Source organism: Flavobacterium sp. Sr18 (assembly GCF_011064265.1).
Classification (GTDB): Bacteria; Bacteroidota; Bacteroidia; order Flavobacteriales; family Flavobacteriaceae; genus Flavobacterium; species Flavobacterium petrolei.
In genome coordinates, this window is the sequence record NZ_CP049329.1 from 439,266 (window position 1) to 460,163 (window position 20,898).

Consider the following 20,898-nt stretch of genomic DNA (forward strand, 5'->3'; position numbering starts at 1 on the left):
TTAAAAATTTAGGTATTGTAAATCTAATTGGGTTTGGTTGAATTGTAAAATAGTATCTAAATAATCCACCTGAATGGTTGTAGCATTTTCTAAACTTTGGATGTATTGAAAGAAATCAATCTCACCATGTTTGTAGCTATTGTTTCCTACTTTTATAATCTCATCCGATAATTTTTTCCCGTACAAATTGTAGTAATTTATCGCTTCCTGATGCTTCGCTAATTCATTCTTTTTCTGATTGATGTACTTCTCTATTTTTACTTCTTCATTTTGCTTTTGTTGTTCCCAACTTTGTAATTCGAGCTGCGCTACTTTAGTTTTAGAAACGTTACCGGAGAATAATATCGGTACTGCTAAACCAACTTGAAAACCATACAACGATTGTGATAAACCGTTATTTCTACCTTGAAAATAATCCAAGTTAATATCCGGTAGCCAATGTTGTTTTTGAAGATTTATTTGATTTTTATAATTTTCAGTAACACTTTCTAAATAAGTAGTATAAAATGTTTTACTTGTTGCATCAGTAAAAGTATTTAGAGGCGTAATTGAATTGCTATTTATTACTATTATTTCATCGTTTTGAAGCAAGGATTGCAACAGTTCGTATTGTGCTTTTTTGTCATTCTCAATTTGCGAAAGCTTGGTTCTAATTTGTCTGAATTTAGCTTGAGCTGTAATTTTTTCCAGATAGTTGGTTTCTCCTAATTCAAAACGTCTGTCGCTTGCTTTGGAGAAATTTTGGTACAAACTATCCAAATATTGATATAGTTTTTCTTGATGTTGCAAATAAATGATATGCTGATACGATTTAGAAACAGCTAAAGAAAGTTTGTTTTTTTGAATATCAAAATTGGCTTTTTCCCTTTCATATTCAGAAAAAAATACTTTTTTCTGCGCTCCGTAAACCGTTGGAAAAGAAAAACGTTGCTGTACACCAAATACTCGTAAAGGCTCGTTATTCAGTGCCAAATTATTTTGATCGTAACTGTAATAAATATTAGTTTTATCAAAAGTATTTGCCGTTTTGATATTGGCTTTTGTTTTATCCACTTGCAATTGAGCCGCTTTAATTCCTTTATTATTTTGAATTGCTTTCGACAATAAACTATCCAATTCCGGATTAGCATTTTGGGAAAAAGCCAACGAAGAACTCAACAATAACAAAATGATATAAGTGGAACTTTGATGCTTCTTAAACTTCGCTTTTTTGAAGGATTGACTATCAAAAACCTTATATAAAATAGGCAGCACAATCATCGTCAAAATAGTTGCCGTAAATAATCCGCCAATGACTACCGTTGCTAATGGTCGTTGCACTTCTGCCCCAGCCGAAGATGAAATTGCCATGGGTAAAAATCCTAATGCAGCAGCCGAAGCAGTTAATAAAACGGGACGTAATCTATCCGTAGTTCCTTTTAAAATTAATGCATCAATATCTTTCATGCCTTGGTGTTTGAGTTCTTTAAAATGTTCGATTAGTACAATTCCGTTCAATACTGCAATTCCGAAAAGCGCTATGAATCCAACGCCTGCCGAAATACTAAACGGCAAATCTCTCATCCATAAAAACAAAACGCCACCAACTGCAGACAACGGAATTGCTGAATAGACCATTAACGCTTCTTTTACGGAGCCAAATGCAAAATACAAAAGGATAAAAATCAAAAATAATGCGATAGGAACTGCAATCATCAATCGGGCTTTGGCGCTTTGTAAATTTTCAAATTGTCCACCGTATTTCACGTAATAACCAGCTGGCAATTTAACTTGAGTGTCCACAATTTTCTGGATATCGGTAACTACACTTTGTAAATCGCGATTCCGAACGTTGATTCCCACTACAATTCTTCTATTAGTATTGTCTCTAGAAATTTTTGCGGGACCTTCAGTATATTCGATAGAAGCGAGTTCACTCAACGGAATTTGTTCTCCGTTAGGCGTTGGAACATATAAATTACGCAAATCTTCAATATCATGCCGGTTTGCTTGATCCAAACGGATTACCATATCAAAACGCTTTTCTCCTTCAAAAACATTTCCAACGGTTTTTCCGGCAAAGCCCAGCGCAATCATTTCGTTCAAATCAGCAATATTCAAACCGTAACGGGCAATTTTCGAACGATTATAAACGACTGACATTTGTGGTAAACCTTCAGTTTTTTCGATAATAATATCCGAAGCGCCTTCTACTTTTGCAATAGCATTTTTGATTTCGTGTGCTTTTTGTGCCAAAATATTCAAGTCTTCGCCAAAAACTTTAACCGCCACATCAGATCTTGTTCCAGAAATTAATTCGTTAAAACGCATTTCGATAGGTTGCGTAAATTCGATTTCCATATTCGGGATTTGTTTTTCTAATGCTGCTTTTATTTTATCTGCCAATTCATCTTTGGTGGAAGCTGAAGTCCATTCTGATTTGGGTTTCAATTTTACAATAATATCACTTTCTTCCATAGACATTGGGTCTGTAGGCACTTCGGCAGCTCCAATTCTGCTGACAACTTGTGTGACCTCCGGGAAGTTATTGAGGATAATTTTTTCTATTTTGGTCGTTATGGCTATTGTTTTTGTTAAAGATGTTCCCGTTTTTAAAACCGGCTGAATCACAAAATCACCTTCGTCAAGCGTAGGAATAAATTCTCCTCCCATGGTTGCAAATAATCCCACGGCCAGCAATAATAATCCTAATGCGCCATACATTACTTTTTTGGTATTGCTTACCGCCCAGGTAATAATAGGCAAATACCAGGAATTCAGTTTATGGATTAATTTACTAGATAATGAATTTGGATTTTCTGCTTTTGGTTTTAGAAATAAAGAAGAAACGACAGGAACATAGGTGAAACAAAAGATCATCGCACCTAATAATGCAAAACTAAACGTCATCGCCATCGGTTTGAACATTTTACCTTCAATTCCAGATAAGGAGAGAATTGGAATAAAAACAATCAGGATAATCAATTGTCCAAAAATAGCCGAATTCATCATTTTGGAAGCACTTTTATAGGTAATTTGGTCAATTTCCAACTGGCGTTCTTCCTTGCTGAGATTTACTAAATGAGCGGATTTACTGGCGATTTGGAAAGCTATGAACTCAACAATAATTACAGCACCATCGATAATTATTCCAAAATCAATAGCACCAAGACTCATTAAATTGGCATCGATACCAAAAATATTCATAAACGAAATGGCGAATAATAAACACAACGGAATCACAGAAGCCACGACCAATCCGGAACGCCAGTTTCCTAATAACAGAATGACAACAAAAATTACGATTAAACATCCTAAAATCAAGTTTTCGGCAACTGTAAAAGTCGTTTTTCCCACTAATTCGCTTCGTTCCAAAAATCCATTAATGTAAACACCATCAGGTAATGTTTTTTGGATTTCAGCAACTCTATTCTTAACATCATCAATTACCTGTTTAGAATTTCCACCTTTGAGCATCATCACTTGTCCCAGGACTTTTTCGCCTTCGCCGTTACCCGTGATTGCACCAAAACGATTAGCATGACCAAAACGAACTTGCGCTACATTCTTGATATAAACTGGCAATCCATTAGCATTTGTAACAACAATATTCCCAATATCTTCCAGCGAATTTACTTTTCCTTCGCCTCTGATAAAATAACTTTGGTTCACTTTTTCGATGTAAGCTCCACCGGCAATACTATTGTTTTTTTCCAGCGCTGTAAAAACATCAGCTGTTGTGATATTCATCGCTTTCAACCGTGAAGGATTGATGGCAATTTCGTATTGTTTTAAAAAACCACCCCAAGTATTAATTTCTACAACACCTTTTATACCTGACAATTGACGTTTTACGACCCAATCCTGTATGGTTCGTAAATCAGTAACGGAATAATTATTCTTAAATTCTGGTTTAACTTCTAAAGTATATTGATAGATTTCTCCAAGTCCTGTAGTGATTGGACCCATTTCCGGTGTTCCAAAACCCTGCGGAATCTTCTCCGAGGCAGTTTTTATTTTCTCCGCAATAAGTTGTCTGGGAAGATAGGTTCCTAAATTTTCATCAAAAACAATCGTGACAACAGATAAACCAAATTTTGAAATAGACCGAATTTCTTTGACACCTGGCAAATTCGCCATTTCAATCTCAACAGGATACGTGATAAACTGTTCGATATCTTGTGTAGAAAGGTTTCTAGAAGTCGTAATTACCTGAACTTGGTTATTCGTCACATCAGGAACTGCTCCAATGGATATTTGGAAAACAGAAAACAAACCAAATCCGAAAACTCCCAAAGTAAAGAGTAAGACAATCAGTTTGTTTTTTAAGCTAAAAGCAATAATTTTTTCGAGCATTTTTATCTTATTTATACTTCAAAAGTAAAGTTTAAAGATAAGGATTTCCTTAAGAACTACTTAAGGTCTGCTTCAAATAAACTTAAAATTACAGTGGTTCCATTATTTTCTTTACTGCTAATTGCAATTTCAATATTGAGTAAAGAACACAATCTTTTTACGATAGACAATCCTAAACCTGTTCCTTTTATTTCTGGATGATTAGTGGATTTTGAGCGGTAAAATTGATTGAATATTTTTTCTAAGTCCTCTGCAGGGATTCCAATTCCAGAATCAGTGATCTGACATTCAATTTTAGAATCCATAGTTTTTATGGTAACTTCCAGATTCCCGTTTTGATTCGAATATTTTAATGCATTCGATATCAAATTATTAATCACTATCGAAAATAAATAATTATCAGTTTCTAAGTAATAATCCTGATCAAATTCAGTCAAAACAGTGATTTTTTTGGATTGAATTACAGTAGAATATCTAGCAATTGTATCTAAAAATAAAGCATTTAAATATACTTTCTCCGTTTTTAAGGTTTGCTTTTGGTTTTCAAATCGAGCCAATAAGAGTAATTGATCTACCAAATGATTCAACCGATTGACTTCTGTAACGCAAAAATTAATTTTTTCTTCATATTCAGCGTGTTCTCTGGGTTTCCGAATCAAGACTTCCAAAGTTCCTTTGATTACCGTTAGTGGCGTTCTTAATTCATGCGAAGCATCGGAAGTGAACTGCTTTTCTCGTTCAACAGCAGTTTCTATTCGGTCTAATAAATTGTTGATGGTTTGCGATAATACAAACAATTCGTCTCGATTTTGCGGTAACGGAATTCGGGAACTAAGATTGTCTTTGGTAATAATATTAGAAGTTGTGATAATCGAACTAATCGGTTTTATACTCTTTCCAGCGAAAAAACGTGCAATAAAAAACAACAATATCAGAATTACAGGATAGGCAATTATCAATACTTCCGATAAATTGTTGAGTACCATCGTTGCATCTTCCAGTGACATGGCAATCATGATATATCCAATTCTTTTGTTTTTTTGATAAATAGGAACTTGAATTTGACGGATTGCGTTATTCGCTAATTTGGTATCAAAAAGTTTGTTCTCCGCATTTTCTTTATCAAAAATTAAAGTAGATTTTTTAAGATTGGGCGATTTTTCAATCACATTTCTATTGTGATCTACAAACTGAATAAATACGGGATTTACGTCTAGCGTATTGTGTTCCCGTTCCTTCCATTCTTCCTCATGAATCAAATGAAAACTATCGCCAACAATTACAATTTCATTGAGATGTTTGTCAACTTCACTCGTAATATCATTGTTAACATGACTGTATACACTGAATTTAACAATAGAATAAATGATACAGAAAACCACAAAAATCAATAAAGCTGTGGTAAAAATATAGTTAGAAGCAATTCTATTTTTAAAGGAAAGTTGTTGCATTTTTATTTAATCGTTAGCAATATAACCTACACCACGAACCGTTTTTATGTAGTCTTGTTCAATTTTTAAATTTAATTTTTTGCGAATCGCATTGATAAAAACATCAATAACGCCTGTGTCATATTCAAAATGAATGTCCCAAACGTCTTCAATAATCTGAGTTCTGGTACACACTTTTCCTTTGTTTTTTACCAAATACATTAATAGTTCAAATTCACGCTGTGTCAATGCCACTTCAGCTTCATTTACTAAAACACGGTGTTGTGGAATATCAATTTTGATAGTACCAAGAGTCAGAATTTCATCTTCATTTTGGTTTCTGAAATGAATTTTGATGCGCTCCACCAATTCATCAAAACTAAAAGGCTTCTTGATGTAATCATTGGCGCCCGCTTTTAACCCTTCAATTGTTTCTTGAACGGTATCTTTTGCTGTCAGAAAAATGATTGGAGTCGTAGTATTTTTTAATCGAATGGATTTACAGAGTTCCAATCCGGTCATTTTTGGTAACATCCAATCCAATAAAATCAGATCAAAATTTTCCTTTTGTGATAACTCAAACCCTTTCAAACCATCCGAAGCACTGGTAATTGTATATCCTTCTTCCTCTAATCCTTGTTGCAGAAATTGAACAATTCCGGCTTCATCTTCTACAATTAATATGTGCATTTTATCGTTTTTTTTTGTAAATTTAGGTTATTATTGCATAATAAATTTGAAAGCGATTGTAGCAATATTAGCATTCAGATTATCACTTCGTTTGTAATGGTTGAATCTAAAGTCAATATTTTTCAAACCAAATTTCCAGATTTTACCCGCAGTAAAAATATCGGTGTAATTTACACCAAAACCGTATTGGTTTGCATCAAATGTTGCTAAATCAGCATCCGAAGTATAAAATTTTTCTGTTGACAAATGGGTTTCGTAAGGTGCATAATATTTAGAAGCCGTTTGTGTATAATAACGATACATTGGAAAAACAGTAAACTTATCGGATAATTTCACAGGAAGTTCTATGCTGGCTGTATGGGATTGTATGTCCCAGTTATCAGAATAAAAACGATAATAAGTACGCACTATAAAACGCTCATTGATGTAATAATTCAAACGCGCTCCAACTGGAAGTTTAAAACGTGAATCCGGCAATCTTTCGATATCATCTGCTAATTTGTAAACTCCGGTATTGGTTGAACTTTCGTAATTGCTTATATATTGCGGTTGTCCAATATAAAAATTGGCTTTGTCGGCAAAATAAATACGGTGATAAGGAGAAGACAATAATCCTTGTTGTTGCAATACATCAAAGAAAACAGAAACTTGTAATTTTTTAGTTATAACTTGAGAAAGCCCTACAGAAGCAGAGAAAGAATTTCGGTTAACCGCGTTTACCGTTTGAAATGCTGAAGGTAAATAATTGGTTGTAGATTGTCCATTTTGATCCAAAACGGATACTCCGTTAAAATAGCCTTGATTTAAAAAATTAGAACCATATTTTGAATATTCGTGCAATTCAGTAGGATAAATAGGTCTCCATTGGTCCAAATATGCATTTACTTTCAAGCTCAATTCCGTGTTTTTTTCGTTAAAAAGACTCGCGATTCCTCCACCAAAACCAACAGAAGTATAATCGTATTCATTTGAAAAAGAAACATCGGTATTCCAAATAAAATTCCTGGAATCACTGCTATGACTGTAATTTGCAACTACAGAAACCAGCTGATCACTTTTAGAAGCACCCGAAGAAGCTTGCCAAGGCGTTCCGTAAGGTCCCGTAGCCGCAGCTTTTTGACCGCCAGCAATTCTATCATCATCATCTCCGCCTGCGCCAGAAGCTCCAGTAGAATTAAAAGGATTTATGTTACTGGAAGATGCTGATGAATAGGCTGATATTCCTAAATCAATAGTCAAAACATCATCATCATTCAAAGGCATTGCAACAACAATATTGGAGGCTACATCAGTCAGTTTCTCCGAACCAATTCCACCTGAAACGGCTGATCTTGATCCGTCTTGGTTGTAATAACTGGCTAGAAAGTCAACTTCCGTGCTTTCTAACACTCTTTTTTTGAAAACTGGCTCTTTACTGTTTTCTTGAGAAAAAGCAGTTACCGTAATTAGGATAAAAAGAGATAAAATTTTTATTTTCATTTTCTAATGGATTGAAATTTACAATCTGAATTGATACTTTAAATTAATTGCAACCGCAACCGCCACCTGATTTTCCCCCATTAGCACCTGCCGCAGCTTCACGATATACTTGAAAAGACGTTTCATACCGTTCCGCAGTTCGGGCAGAAAGCTTCATATCAGGATCATTTATTTTCTCTTTTTCATATTCTTTTACGGAGCTGCACGATTGCAAAATCAAAAGTGTAAAAAACACAAAGGCTATTTTTTCTTTCATAATTGTATTTTTTAATTAATTATATTTTTTGATATCAATTCCATTTGAAGAATGAATTTTGCCTTTATCATCAACAATAATGCATTCAATACCTTTAATTTGATTCACAAGATCCAAGCCTACATCTACTCCAAGGACAAAAATCCCAGTGGCCAACGCATCAGCGATTTCTGTTTGTTTAGCAAAAACAGAGACACTGACCACACCTTTTGCCGGATAGCCCGTTCTAGGATCAATAATATGTGAATAACGGATTCCATTAAAAATCACATATTTTTCATAACTGCCAGAAGTTTCCACCGCGCTGTCTTCTATTGGGAAAGTGGCAAAAATTTTATTTTTGTTCAAAGGATTTACAATTCCTACAGTCCAAGGTTTTCCATCCGGTTGTTTTCCCCAAGCATTTATATCGCCAGAAACATTTATAATTCCAGAAACACAGCCTTTTGAAAACAATAAATCTTTCACTTTATCTGCTATATATCCTTGTCCTATACCACCCAATCCTAACTTCATTCCTTCTAATTTCAGAAAAATGGTGTGTTGTTTTGGATTTAGAATAATATTCTTGTATCCAATTTTTGCTACTGATTTCTTTATGGCTTCTTCAGTTGGCATTACTTTCATCGAACCATCAAACTTCCATATTTTGTCCATCGAAGCATAAGAAATATCAAAGGCACCATTGGTAATTTGGGATATTTTTATCGCTCTTTCGACCAATTCAAAAACTTCGGTATCGACTTTTACAGGTTTTATTCCTGCATTGCGATTAACTTCGGATATTTGTGTGGTTGGGATCCAATCGGAAATTAAATTTTCAATTCGTTTTACTTCAACTATAGCCAAATCAATATATTCATTGGCTTTTATAGTGTCTTTTGCAACAGCAGTAACCTCAAAAGGACTTCCTAACATAAACAACCTTCTTTTGTGCGTAATCTGTGAAGTGGCGATTACACTTGCAAATAGCAAAGTTATGAAGAGTATTTTTTTCATTATTTCTCAAAGGAATGAATGATTTGAATGTATGCTTGAGGAGTTACGTTTTTGTAACCAGTGATTCCTAAAACACTTCCTGATTGATCCAAAAGCAGCACTAATGGAAAATTTCCTGATTTGTTATATTGCTCTGCCAATTTTTTATTACTAACAGTTAGTTCTGCTGATAGTAAATTTGCTTTTTTCTTAGGAAAGTCAGCTTTGTATATGACCCATTTCTGTTCTGCTTCTTTTTTAAAATCTTCTGATTTCCAAATGGTATTTTCTAATTTAATACAAGGCGCACACCAATCTGATCCTGAAAAAACAAGAAGAATATTTTTATTTTCTTTATTGGCTTGCGTTTTTGCTTCTTCAAAATTCGTTTTCCAATTTTGAGAATAGCCTAAAGTTCCCATGAAAAGAAACAGAATTATAATATTTTTTTTCATTGCATTACCTTTTTAAATTTAAGTAAAATTATTCATTTTATGCCAATTTTAATCTCTTGTTCTCTGATTTTAAGCTAATATTAATTTTGATAAAATATTAAGCAATTCTTAAAAAATAGCGATGAAAATTATATATACTTTTGTTTTAAATTTATAATTATGAAATTGTTACAAAAAGTCTCTCCATTCTATTACTTATTACTGTTTTACATTAGCATAAGTTTTATTGTTAGAGTTATTCTTTTCTTTCATCCCATAACACAAGCATCATTTATTTGGGTTGATACGCTGTCTTTATTTGTATTAGGGTTAATTTCCGATATATTTATATTTGTTTTAGTTAGTGGATTTTTATGGCTATATCTTATTTTTATATCCAATGCAAAATATTATAAGCCCTACGGATATCTAATTTTTGGATTGTTGATTGCCTTATTGCTTTACGTTGCATTTGGAAACACGATACTTAACGAATATGGCAGTGCGTTACCTAAAATCATAACCGCTTTTCTTTCCATAAAAACGATATTATTTGGACTGCTACTTTTCTTACCAAAATATAGAAACCAAATCAGGTTTTGGTTATTTTCCTTCGTCATTTTCCTTTACGTCGTATTAATTCTGCAAAACGCAATCAGCGAATATTTCTTTTGGAACGAATTTGGGGTGAGATACAATTTTATTGCAGTAAATTACTTGGTTTACACCAATGAAGTTATCGGAAATATCATGGAATCCTATCCTGTTATTCCGTTGTTTTCAGCGCTGTTTATTATTGCAGGACTTGTTACCTATTTCATTGTAAAAAAATCAAAAAACTATATTGAAAGCATTCCTGCTTTTGTGCAAAAAATCCAAATTTCAGGAGTTTACCTGCTTCTTTTCGGATTATCATTATTAGCAGTTCCCGCTTTATCTGCCAGAGAAAATTCCCAAAATATATTTGCCAATGAATTACAAGCCAATGGACTTTATAAGTTTTACTTGGCATTTATGAAAAGTGAATTAGATTATTTTAAGTTCTATAAAACAGTTCCTACTAACAAAGCGTTTGCTCAATTAAAACAACAAATTTCTTCCATTTCAGGTGAAACGACTTTAAGACAAATAAAAAATGAAGCTGCCGAAAATCATAAAAATGTTGTTCTGATAACTATTGAAAGTTACAGCGCTGAATTTATGAAAATGTATGGAAACGAGGGAAATATCACTCCGTTTCTTGATAGTTTAGCAAACAAAAGTTTAGTTTTCACCAACCTTTATGCCGTGGGAAACAGAACGGTTCGCGGTCTTGAAGCCGTTACTTTGTGTTTTCCTCCTACAGCAGGAGAAAGTGTGGTAAAACGAGAAGATAATAAAAATAAATTTTCTACCGGAAGCATCTTTAAGCAAAAAGGCTATGCTGTAAAATTCATGTATGGTGGCGATTCCTTTTTTGATAACATGGGAGATTTCTTTTCTGGAAATGGTTATGAAATTGTAGACAAAAAAACATTTGAACCCAACGAAATTACTTTTGCTAATATTTGGGGCGTTTGCGATGAGGATATGTACAATAAAGCCATCAAAGAAATGAACAAAGAAGCAGCGGCAAATAAGTCTTTCTTCAATCACATTATGACCGTGAGCAATCACAGACCATTTACGTATCCCAATGGGAAAATTGATATTCCAGGTGATGCAAAATCTCGTGATGGCGGTGTAAAGTACACGGATTATGCGATGAGAAAATTCTTTGAAATGGCCAAAAAACAGCCTTGGTTTAACAATACAGTTTTTGTGATTCTAGCCGATCATTGTGCTTCAAGTGCAGGAAAAACAGAACTTCCAGCAGATAAATACAGGATTCCGGCAATGATTTACAGTCCTGGTTTTATTGAACCTAGAAAATACAATAATTTAATGTCGCAAATTGATGTAATGCCAACCGTTTTTGGGTTATTGAACTTTGATTACCAAAGTAAATTCTTTGGTCAGGATGTTTTAAAACCAGAATACAAACCCCGAGCTTTAATTGCTACTTATCAGGATTTAGGATTGATTAAGGACAATGTTTTGACGATAATTTCACCCAAACAAACCGTCAAGCAATTTCAATTGACTTTAAAACCCAACCAAAAAGTAGTTCCCGATTTTCAAATATTCTACGATCAAATACCGCTCACAAAAGAAAGAACGGATTTAGTAAACGAAACGATTTCATACTATCAAACAGCCTCGGATATATTGAAGAAAAAGAAATATCAAAAAATTAATTAGCATAAAAAAACGGGTGAAATTGAAGTTTCACCCGTTTTTTAATTGGAAATATATAGTTACTCTTTTTCGTTTGTCAAACCAAAAAGATTTCCTTTAGCATACGTCTTCATATCTTTTTTTAGAAGTTTGCCGTTTCTCTTAGTTAACGCTGGAGTATCAAGATTACTTAAATCGGGTTTACCGGCATTAACCCAGGCAGTGTACCAAAAACTTGCCGTAACTGTAATGGCTTTTCTCATTTGTTGTTGAACCATTCCGTTCATATCAGCATGCAATTGTTTGGCATACTCATCAGAATACATGGTTCCTCCGTATTTATTTTTTACAATTTCCCAACTAGCATCAGTCACAAATATTTTATTTTCAGGTGTTGCAGTTCTCAATTTTTTATCTATCGCTAATAGAGGTTCCACTAAACTATGCGTGTCAAAAATCATGTCCCATGTTGCTTTTTCTACATTTTCAAGATAAACGCCTTGAGGTACGTTGAATTTATAATTCTTTGCAAACAATTCCGGCAAACGGCTTTCCCATAAAGAGTGAATTCCTTTTTGGTTGGTATTTTGCCCATCGTGATTATCAGATGTGTGCAATGGCATGTGACCATCAGCAATATAATGTCCTAAATCACCTGCAATAAATAGTATTTCATTTTTCCTTTTTTCCTTAAATGCTTTGGTAAGTTTCACCATTAAATCTTGAATATGCCAAGGTAAAATTCCGTTTTTGGTCAAGAATTTTTCGTCGTATTTTAGCTTCGCTTCGTCCATAGTCTTAGGAAATGTAGCCACATCACCAAAGTTTTCCATATCAAAATAATGACGTGGTGGTTCCATTTTATCATTCAAAACATTTCTTCTTAAATCCGGAACGGTAGATTCCTGAGTTATAAAATCAATATGATTGTAAAAGAAAGTCTGCAATGGTTTTGGAAGTGCCATTACTGCCGCTCTGTTGATTCGTTCATGACCAATAACTCCCCATGACAAAAGAAAAAGTGCAACTCCTAGAGCAGATAAAGTGATTAGTGTAGGTCTAATTTTAAAATTTTTCATTAAATTTATTTTTTTGAAGTACAAATGTATTTCTTTAAATCGTTATTAGAAAAAATTGGGTTTAAGATTCTGTTAATTAAAAAAAGAAAACAACAAATATGTTTCGTCATCAAGGAAAAAACAGAACTTTTATTCACAATCTTCGTTTAGCCACTTTATTATCTTTTGTTGCCGGAATTGTAAATGTTACGGGAGTTTTATCAGTACAAACATTGACAACAAATGTTACAGGACATTTCGCCTATTTTGCAGAAGAAATCATGAAGCGAGATTACGCAGCCGCAATCACCTTTTTTGTATTCACTATTTTCTTTTTGTTTGGCGCCTTTACTTCTAATTTTTTAGCTGAATTAATTTCGAGAAAACATCCCAATTTATCTCATGTTATTCCTATTTCTTTGGAAATGATTATTTTGATTAGTGTTGGGATTTTCGGAGCACAATCTGCATTATCCAGTATTGAAGGGAAATGGATTGCTTTTGCAATGCTTTTCGCGATGGGAATACAAAATTCTTTGGTAACTAAAATTTCTCAATCTACTGTCCGAACAACCCATTTAACGGGGCTTTTTACTGATTTAGGAATAGAACTGTCGCAGTTGTTCTTTTATAAAAAACCCGAAGAGAATAAGAAATTAAAAACCAGTATTTACCTCCGATTATCGATTATTATTTTCTTTTTTTTAGGCTGTATTTTGGGTGGTTTTCTTTATAATTTACTGGAAATGGAAACACTTTTTGTTGCTGCAACCTTTTTGTTGTTTGCGCTTTTGTATGATTATATCCGATTGCAATTTCATGTGATCAAACGAAAAACCTTCCGTCACAAAACTATTTTAGATAAATAATCGAAATCAAAGTCGCAATTGCAATGAATGTCCAAAGCAAAACACCCTGCACCAGTGGTTTTAATCCCACTGACTTCAATACATTTCTATTTAGTCCGGCTCCAATAAGAAACAAAGTTATTGTCAAACCTATTTTAGAAACGGAAACCAAGTGTGGCGCTACACTCTCCATTTGTGGCAAATAAGTATTGGCAATCATCGCCAAAATAAACAATCCGATAAAATAAGGGATTTTTAATTTACCTGATTTATTTTTAAAAATAAATGCTGTAATCAGTGCGACAGGAATAATCCATAACGCTCGGGCTAATTTTACCGTTGTAGCAATTTGCAAGGCTTCGGGGCCAAATTTACTCGCCGCTCCTACCACAGAACTCGTGTCATGAATAGCAATAGCGCACCATAATCCGAACTCTTTTTGAGTTAAATCCAACCAATGACCCACGGCAGGAAATAAAAACAGCGCCACCGAATTCAGAATGAATATCACTCCTAAAGCAACTGAGGTTTGTTTTTCATTCGATTTAATTACTGGAGCAATCGCAGCAATGGCACTTCCTCCACAAATTGCAGTGCCACAAGAAATTAAATGAGATGTTTTCTTATCCGTTTTAAACCATTTTCCTAAAAAAGTTCCTAAAATTAAAGTACTCACAATAGAAATAATGGTAAACAAAAAGCCTTCTTTTCCTGCAGAAACAGCACTGTGAACATTCATTCCAAAGCCTAAACCAACTACTGAAAACTGCAATAGATAATTGGTCGCTTTGTGATTCAACTCTAAAAAAGGATGCCCAAAAAGGTTGGCGACAATCAATCCTAATACTAAAGCAATCGGCGGAGAAACAAAAATTGTGGTACAAAACAATAGCAAGACAACAAAAATAAGTTGCTGCAAAGGGGCATTTACTTTAAAAAAAATAAAAGATTCTTTTTGTATGACTTTTTGATGCGTTTCCAATGTAAAGTTGTTGAATTAGTACAGTACAAAGGTCAGCAGATAAATCTATTTAAGCCAATCGCAAATTATAATCTGCTATAACTTTAAATTATAATGGTTGGAAATATTCTGGATAAACAAATCCGATAGCGAATCCGTTTTTCCTTGTAATGTAATGACGTAAAAGTAACGTTCTATAACTAAATCTTTAATATCTAATATAGCCAATTCATTGTTTTGAAGTTCTTTTTTTATCGCATGAATGGATATAAAAGCCACGCAGTCAGAGTTTATCAAATAGGATTTTATACTTTCGGTACTTCCTAATTGCATTTCAATTTGTAGTTCTGATAGTTTAATTTCAAATGGTTTTAACGCATGTTCAATAACTTCAAGTGTTCCAGAACCCTGTTCCCTCATTAAAAAATGCATGTTTTTAAGATCTTCCTGAGTCACTTCATCAAGACTTACTAACGGATTGGAACTCTTACAAACTAGAACCAATTCATCTTTTAAAAACTCGGTATATTTAATAGATTTATTTTTTGATTGCCCTTCAACAATTCCTATTTCAATTTCCTGGTTTAGTAAAGCATTTTCTATTTGTTCGGTGTTTCCATTAAGTAAACTCACTTTTACATCTTCCAATTTTTGATGGAAACGGGCTAAAAGTGGCGGAATTATGTACTGAGAAATTGTCGTACTGGCGCCTAATCGCAACAATCCGGAACGTTGATTAATAAGAGTGCTCATATCAAAATCGATCTCGCGATATAGTTCGAAAATATTTTTGGTGTGTTTCAATAATACTTCACCAGCAATTGTCAATGCGATTTTGGAACCATTCCTGTCAAACAATTTGATTTTATATTGCTCTTCTAACTCTTGAATATGTTTGGAAATCGCAGGTTGCGTAATGAACAATTCCGTTGCGGCTTTTGTAAAACTCAAACGATTTGCAACAGTATAAAATACTTTCAGTCTAAAATCCATGTTGTTTAATTGTATTAGAGTAATCCGTTGTATTTTCGAACAAACCATTCCGTTGCCAACAAAAATGAAATTAAAACCAATAACCAAATCCAATCTATCAAAGGAGTTTTAGTAACAATGTTCTTCTCTATCGCTTTGTATTCGTCATTTTCTAAAAGCGTTTTAATCAACACATCAACTTGGTCTGTGAAAAAAGCTTTTCCTTGCGTTTGCGTGGCTAATTGTGTCAATTTCTCCACATCGGGATTGACGAATTGCTTTTCGATATTAAAATCAAGAATTTCAAAATTACTGGAATAGGTCGTTTTTGAATTCAATTCTTTGACAGTAAACGCATAAGAACCCGCTTTCAATCCATCAAGATTGACTTTATAGGAATTATTTCCTTTTAATAAATCGTAATTTTTAGTTTGCTTCGTTTTGGTATTGGTCACCGCAATTGTCAAACGGGCTTTTTCATCGAACTCATAATTTTTATTAAAAAATTGAGCGGTTATTTCAATGGCTTCACCTGAATTATAGAAGCTTTCATGTTCAACCACCAGTGATTTTTTAGAATTATTAGAAGCCAAAAATTGAATAATCTTATCGATGAAAACATCATATTTTTCAAAGGATTGATTGTTGACATGGGTTTGTAAACGCCATTTCCAACTGTTTTCTCCTAAAAGATAAGCGGCTCTTTTGCCCTGATTTTCGGCAAAAGCCAACAAAGGTGAATTAGTATCTATAGCTCTGATTTTGGACGAAAGTAAAACAGACACCACTCCTTTTGTAGTTACAGTTCCAAAAGCATTTTGCAAAGGCGGTAAATTTTCAAACCCAATATTGTCAGCTGCAAATAAATTAAACTGCCCATTAAAAACCGACAAATAATCTTCTTTTTGTCCGCTCATTTTAAAGTTCAAATTATCTTGCTGCTGATTCAGAAAATTAAAATCAGTGTTGTTTCCAGTAATAATAAATGTATTAATTCCGACAACTTTATTATTCTCAAAAATAGTTTTGAATTCAGTCGTTGGTTGGTATAAAATCAAAACATTATAATCTTGTAATGATTTGATTTCATTTGGTTTAACAATCGTTACTTTACGCTGTACATTCGATTCAATTGCTCTTTTCATCGCGCCTAAATCAGGATGACTTATAGCTGAAATAATAGCAATATTTGTTTTTTGGTCTATGACTTCAACCGCAAAATTCTTAGTGTTATTATACGTGTTTTTTTCTTTTTCTTTTGATAATATTGTAGCTTTAAAAACCTGCAATCCTATTTTATCAGCCGGTAAAAGTATGTTTACAGTTGCTGTTTTCTTAGAGGGAGAAAAAGTAATTGATTGTTTACTAAACACCGAATTTCCCTGTGAAATAACAAAATCAGCAGTTACACTTTTGGTTCCTGAATACTGTAAAAAAGCTTCTACAGGAAATTTATTCTTATGAAAAGCATATTTATTAACGTTTAGTTGATTGATTTTGAAATCTAAAAAAGTCGTTGTATCGCCTACAATCACAGGATATACTTTATTTACAGCATCAAAACTGTAGACATAATCATTACCCGAAGTTTGATTTCCATCTGTAATCAAAACCGTTGGATATGTTGTATTTTTATAAATGCTTTTTAGATTTTTGGCAACAACATCAATATTAGTTTGAGTTCCTTTAAAATCAAAAGCTTCTGTAAGTTCAAAGTCATCGGAAAACTGATACGATTGCACATCAAATTTCTCTTGTAAATCAGAGTTTGATTGTATTTTTTTATACAATTCTAATGCTTTTTCATTGGCATTCAAAAAAGAAATAGAACTCGAATTATCAACAACAATAGGCAAAGGCGTTTTTACCGTTTCAAGCGTATTTTTAGTTACTATTGGATTAATCAACAACAATAAAATTCCAAAAATGGATGAAAAACGCAAAAAAGCCAAAAACCAACCGATTTTCGATTTGTTTTTGGCTTTGTAGATGTATTGAAAAAACGACAATCCGCCAGCTATTAGTAAAGAAAGCAGTAATAATAGTAGCGTGTTTGTTGTCATTTATTCTTTATTAAAAGATTGAAGGATTTAATGATTAAAAATTAATTACATAGTTCAAAAATCTTTAAATCTTTGAATTTTACAATCTTTCAATTAATTTTTAAGTAAGCATTCCCCCACAAACATTCATAACCTGTCCAGTTACATACGCGCTCATATCTGAAGCAAAGAAAAGACATGCATTAGCCACATCTTCAGTCGTTCCGCCACGTTTCAACGGAATTCCATCTCTCCACCCTTTTACAACATCTTCGTTTAATTTAGCCGTCATTTCTGTTTCTATAAATCCTGGAGCAATTACATTACAACGAATATTACGTGATCCTAATTCCAATGCTACTGATTTAGAAAAACCAATAACTCCCGCTTTTGAAGCAGCATAATTCGTTTGTCCAGCATTTCCTTTTACTCCCACAACAGAACTCATATTGATAATTGAGCCAGAACGTTGTTTCAAGAAAGTACGTTGGATGGCTTTAGTCATATTAAAAACCGATTTCAAGTTAACATCAATTACTTGATCAAAATCGCCTTCAGACATACGCATCAAAAGATTGTCTTTGGTAATTCCGGCATTGTTTATAAGAATATCAACCGTTCCAAATTCAGCTATAACCGCGTCTACAAGAGTTTGCGCTTCATTAAAATCGGCTGCATTCGATTGATATCCTTTGGCTTTAATTCCAAGAGCATTCAATTCATTTTCAAGAGCCAAAGCAGATTCTACTGATGAACTATATGTAAAGGCTACATTTGCACCATGTTTTGCAAAAACTTCAGCAATTCCTTTTCCAATTCCTCTACTCGCACCAGTAATTATGGCAACTTTTCCTTCTAGTAATTTCATATTCAAAAATTAGTTTAAATTTTATTTGGAGCTATTCCTGCTATCCGCTTCAATCTTTTATGACCGCTATCGCTTACATAAAAGGATTTTCACTGCTATCAGGGCTATCTTACACCCGTCAAATATATAATAATTCCCTTTTTAAAAAAAATTCAAAAGCAATAACAGTCAAAATTCAACTCTTAAATTTTAAAGAATCGCTTTGTCCATTTGTCCCAAAACGAACTGTAAATAGCCACTAATGTAAAAACTAGTAGAAATAGATGATACCATGCATTACTAATTAAGTCAAAGAAATCTAATTTCCCGTTAGCGTAGCTCAATATAAGCAATACTTGAGCGCCATAAGGTAAAATCCCTTGAATTATACACGAGAAAATATCCAGAATTGCAGCCGTTTTTTTAGGATTTAATTCGTACTCATCATTAATTTCTTTAGCAATTGGCCCTGTAATTACAATAGAAACCGTATTATTCGCTATAGCTAAATTAGCAAAACCTACTATAGCGCCAATTCCCGCTTGAGCTGATTTTTTACTTTTAATTCTTTTTTTAATTTGAACTAATAAATACGTTATTCCACCCGCTTTATCTACCATAGCAGCTAAACCACCCGTTAGCATTGACAATAAGAAAATATCGGTCATACTGGTAAAACCTTCATATATCTTTTGCGTAAATTCCATCAGCGTAAATGAACCACCAAAATATCCTATAATACCTGCTAATAAAGTACCAATAAGCAATGTTGAAAATACATTAACACCCACAACAGCCAATACGATTACTAAAATATAAGGTACGATTGCAATCCAAGAAAAATCACTTTTTGCAATGGCAACAGTCACAATATCCGAGTTCAAACCAAGATAAAAGAAAACCAGAATAGTAAAAACTGCAGCTGGAAAAGCAATAAACAAGTTGATTTTGAACTTGTCTTTTAGATCACATCCTAAGGATTGCGTTGCTGCAATAGTAGTATCAGAAATCATGGAAAGATTGTCACCAAGCATAGAACCACCTAATAAAGCGCCAGATATAAGCGGTAATGAAGCGCCACTTTTATCAGCTAATGCGACAGCGATTGGACCAATCGCTACAATTGCACCTACTGAAGTTCCTGTAGCAGTTGATAAAAAAGAAGCAATCAAGAAAATACCTAACGGAAAGTAAGCAACGTCGATAGTATTTATTCCAAGATTCACCACAGCGTCAACTCCGCCCATTGCTTTACTTACCACTGCGAACGCTCCCGCTAGCAAGTAAATTAAACACATGGTCATGATTTTACTTTCGCCACAACCTGCGATTAACGTTTCAACTTTATCCTCAGTTGAGGATTTGAATAATAAAAAAGCGGCGATTATACCAACTAAAACAGCTACTGGAGATGGGAAAGCATAAAAATCATTCAAAATAATTCCCGCTCCTAAAAAAGTAAAAATAAAAACAAATAAAGGAATCAAGGCAAAGGCATTTCCTTTTTCTTTAGAAAATAAAGTCATAAAAATAATTTTAAATTAAAAATTATGACGAAAAACAAAGCTAAATATGGGAATGTAAACAACATTTTTTCCAAAGGATTTGGCTTATCGTTTTAGCACCTTGCTTGTTGTTGCAGGTTGCTATCCTATTGAAGGATTCGTGATAACGGGTGCAAAAGTAATTAATTATTTATGAAATATTTTGAATTTCATTCAAAAAAATAATAAAACAAAAAAAGCGCCACATAAAAATGTAGCGCTTAAATATAAAATACTGAAAAACAGTTGTTAACTTTTAGAAAGCTACATTCCATTTTGGTAATCTTCCATTTTCATCAAGAAAGTTTTGTAAAACTTGTCCTTCTACGAATGTTGGAATCACTTTAGTTTCATCATTGAATGTTTCATACCAAACTACTTCTAGCGTGCTGATATTTTCAATTTTCATTTGTGCTGGCCAAGAATATTTTCTTCCTGTTTTTGCAAATTGGTGTCCTTCAACGATTTTATCGTTCAAACCACCATTTTTAATTTTCAAAGTTCCATTATTTTGAACAGTTCCAGTAGAACCAACCATAATTAGTTCTTTTTCATCACCTACTGAATACACTAAAAATACTCCAGAACCTTCTGATGCGTTGCAAACTTCTGCTAAACTATCTTCTGTAGTAAATGAAAACTGATTGGTAACCTTGAAATTTTTTAACTCTTTGTACATATTATTTTATTTTTATTTGAACTGGTTTCGACAAAAAAATACCCCACAAAATCGTGAGGTCCATTAGAAACCATTCGTTTATGTTTGTT

At 33.4% G+C, this 20,898-nt stretch carries 16 protein-coding genes and 1 riboswitch; of the genes, 2 read left to right on the top strand and 14 right to left on the bottom strand.

Going from position 1 to position 20,898, the window contains the following annotated elements:
* The 7 genes from G7A72_RS02050 to G7A72_RS02080 are packed head-to-tail and all read right to left on the bottom strand — an operon-like array spanning position 1 to position 9,623.
* Positions 1–4,335, bottom strand: coding sequence for a CusA/CzcA family heavy metal efflux RND transporter (locus G7A72_RS02050; protein ID WP_165151236.1), 4,335 nt, complete (start codon positions 4,333–4,335; stop codon positions 1–3).
* Positions 4,336–4,391: 56 nt separating this feature from the next.
* A complete protein-coding gene (locus tag G7A72_RS02055) occupies positions 4,392–5,786 on the bottom strand; it encodes a HAMP domain-containing sensor histidine kinase (RefSeq protein ID WP_165151237.1) in 1,395 nt (464 codons plus the stop codon).
* A 6-nt stretch (positions 5,787–5,792) separates the two neighbouring features.
* Positions 5,793–6,455 (bottom strand): response regulator transcription factor, encoded by a 663-nt coding sequence (locus G7A72_RS02060; protein ID WP_165151238.1) that lies wholly within the window; start codon positions 6,453–6,455, stop codon positions 5,793–5,795.
* Between the two features lie 30 nt (positions 6,456–6,485).
* Positions 6,486–7,934, bottom strand: coding sequence for a DUF3570 domain-containing protein (locus G7A72_RS02065; RefSeq protein ID WP_165151239.1), 1,449 nt, complete (start codon positions 7,932–7,934; stop codon positions 6,486–6,488).
* A gap of 43 nt (positions 7,935–7,977) precedes the next feature.
* On the bottom strand, positions 7,978–8,190 hold the full coding sequence (locus G7A72_RS02070) for a DUF4266 domain-containing protein (RefSeq protein ID WP_206531523.1): 213 nt from the start codon (positions 8,188–8,190) through the stop codon (positions 7,978–7,980).
* A 15-nt stretch (positions 8,191–8,205) separates the two neighbouring features.
* A complete protein-coding gene (locus G7A72_RS02075) occupies positions 8,206–9,189 on the bottom strand; it encodes an FAD:protein FMN transferase (RefSeq protein WP_165151240.1) in 984 nt (327 codons plus the stop codon).
* Entirely contained in the window at positions 9,189–9,623 is a 435-nt protein-coding gene (locus G7A72_RS02080; protein ID WP_165151241.1) for a thioredoxin family protein, read from the bottom strand. The genes G7A72_RS02075 and G7A72_RS02080 overlap by 1 nt, the downstream gene beginning before the upstream one ends.
* Positions 9,624–9,782: 159 nt before the next feature.
* On the opposite strand from G7A72_RS02080, the gene G7A72_RS02085 reads away from it, so the two are divergent.
* Positions 9,783–11,882: an LTA synthase family protein gene (locus tag G7A72_RS02085; protein WP_165151242.1), complete on the top strand. Its 2,100-nt coding sequence runs from the start codon at positions 9,783–9,785 to the stop codon at positions 11,880–11,882.
* A 56-nt stretch (positions 11,883–11,938) separates the two neighbouring features.
* On the opposite strand, the gene G7A72_RS02090 is transcribed toward G7A72_RS02085, so the two are convergent.
* A complete protein-coding gene (locus tag G7A72_RS02090; RefSeq protein WP_165151243.1) occupies positions 11,939–12,937 on the bottom strand; it encodes a zinc dependent phospholipase C family protein in 999 nt (332 codons plus the stop codon).
* Positions 12,938–13,035: 98 nt separating this feature from the next.
* On the opposite strand from G7A72_RS02090, the gene G7A72_RS02095 reads away from it, so the two are divergent.
* Positions 13,036–13,785: a YoaK family protein gene (locus tag G7A72_RS02095; protein WP_165151244.1), complete on the top strand. Its 750-nt coding sequence runs from the start codon at positions 13,036–13,038 to the stop codon at positions 13,783–13,785.
* On the opposite strand, the gene G7A72_RS02100 is transcribed toward G7A72_RS02095, so the two are convergent.
* The 6 genes from G7A72_RS02100 to G7A72_RS02125 form a co-directional block, all read right to left on the bottom strand.
* Positions 13,769–14,683 carry a YeiH family protein gene (locus G7A72_RS02100; RefSeq protein ID WP_371807564.1) on the bottom strand — a complete coding sequence of 305 codons (915 nt, stop codon included), beginning with the start codon at positions 14,681–14,683 and terminating at the stop codon, positions 13,769–13,771. The genes G7A72_RS02095 and G7A72_RS02100 overlap by 17 nt on opposite strands.
* 138 nt (positions 14,684–14,821) lie before the next feature.
* A complete protein-coding gene (locus G7A72_RS02105; protein WP_165151245.1) occupies positions 14,822–15,718 on the bottom strand; it encodes a LysR family transcriptional regulator in 897 nt (298 codons plus the stop codon).
* 14 nt (positions 15,719–15,732) lie between these two features.
* Positions 15,733–17,760, bottom strand: coding sequence for a hypothetical protein (locus G7A72_RS02110; RefSeq protein ID WP_165151246.1), 2,028 nt, complete (start codon positions 17,758–17,760; stop codon positions 15,733–15,735).
* Between the two features lie 100 nt (positions 17,761–17,860).
* Complete coding sequence (fabG, locus tag G7A72_RS02115) at positions 17,861–18,607, bottom strand: 3-oxoacyl-[acyl-carrier-protein] reductase (protein WP_113633871.1); 747 nt, start codon at positions 18,605–18,607, stop codon at positions 17,861–17,863.
* A gap of 182 nt (positions 18,608–18,789) precedes the next feature.
* Positions 18,790–20,112: a Na+/H+ antiporter NhaC family protein gene (locus tag G7A72_RS02120; protein WP_165151247.1), complete on the bottom strand. Its 1,323-nt coding sequence runs from the start codon at positions 20,110–20,112 to the stop codon at positions 18,790–18,792.
* A 54-nt stretch (positions 20,113–20,166) separates the two neighbouring features.
* A riboswitch (SAM-I-IV-variant riboswitch) is annotated at positions 20,167–20,263 on the bottom strand.
* Positions 20,264–20,386: 123 nt separating this feature from the next.
* Entirely contained in the window at positions 20,387–20,809 is a 423-nt protein-coding gene (locus G7A72_RS02125) for a hypothetical protein (protein WP_091169635.1), read from the bottom strand.
* Positions 20,810–20,898: the final 89 nt, after the last annotated feature.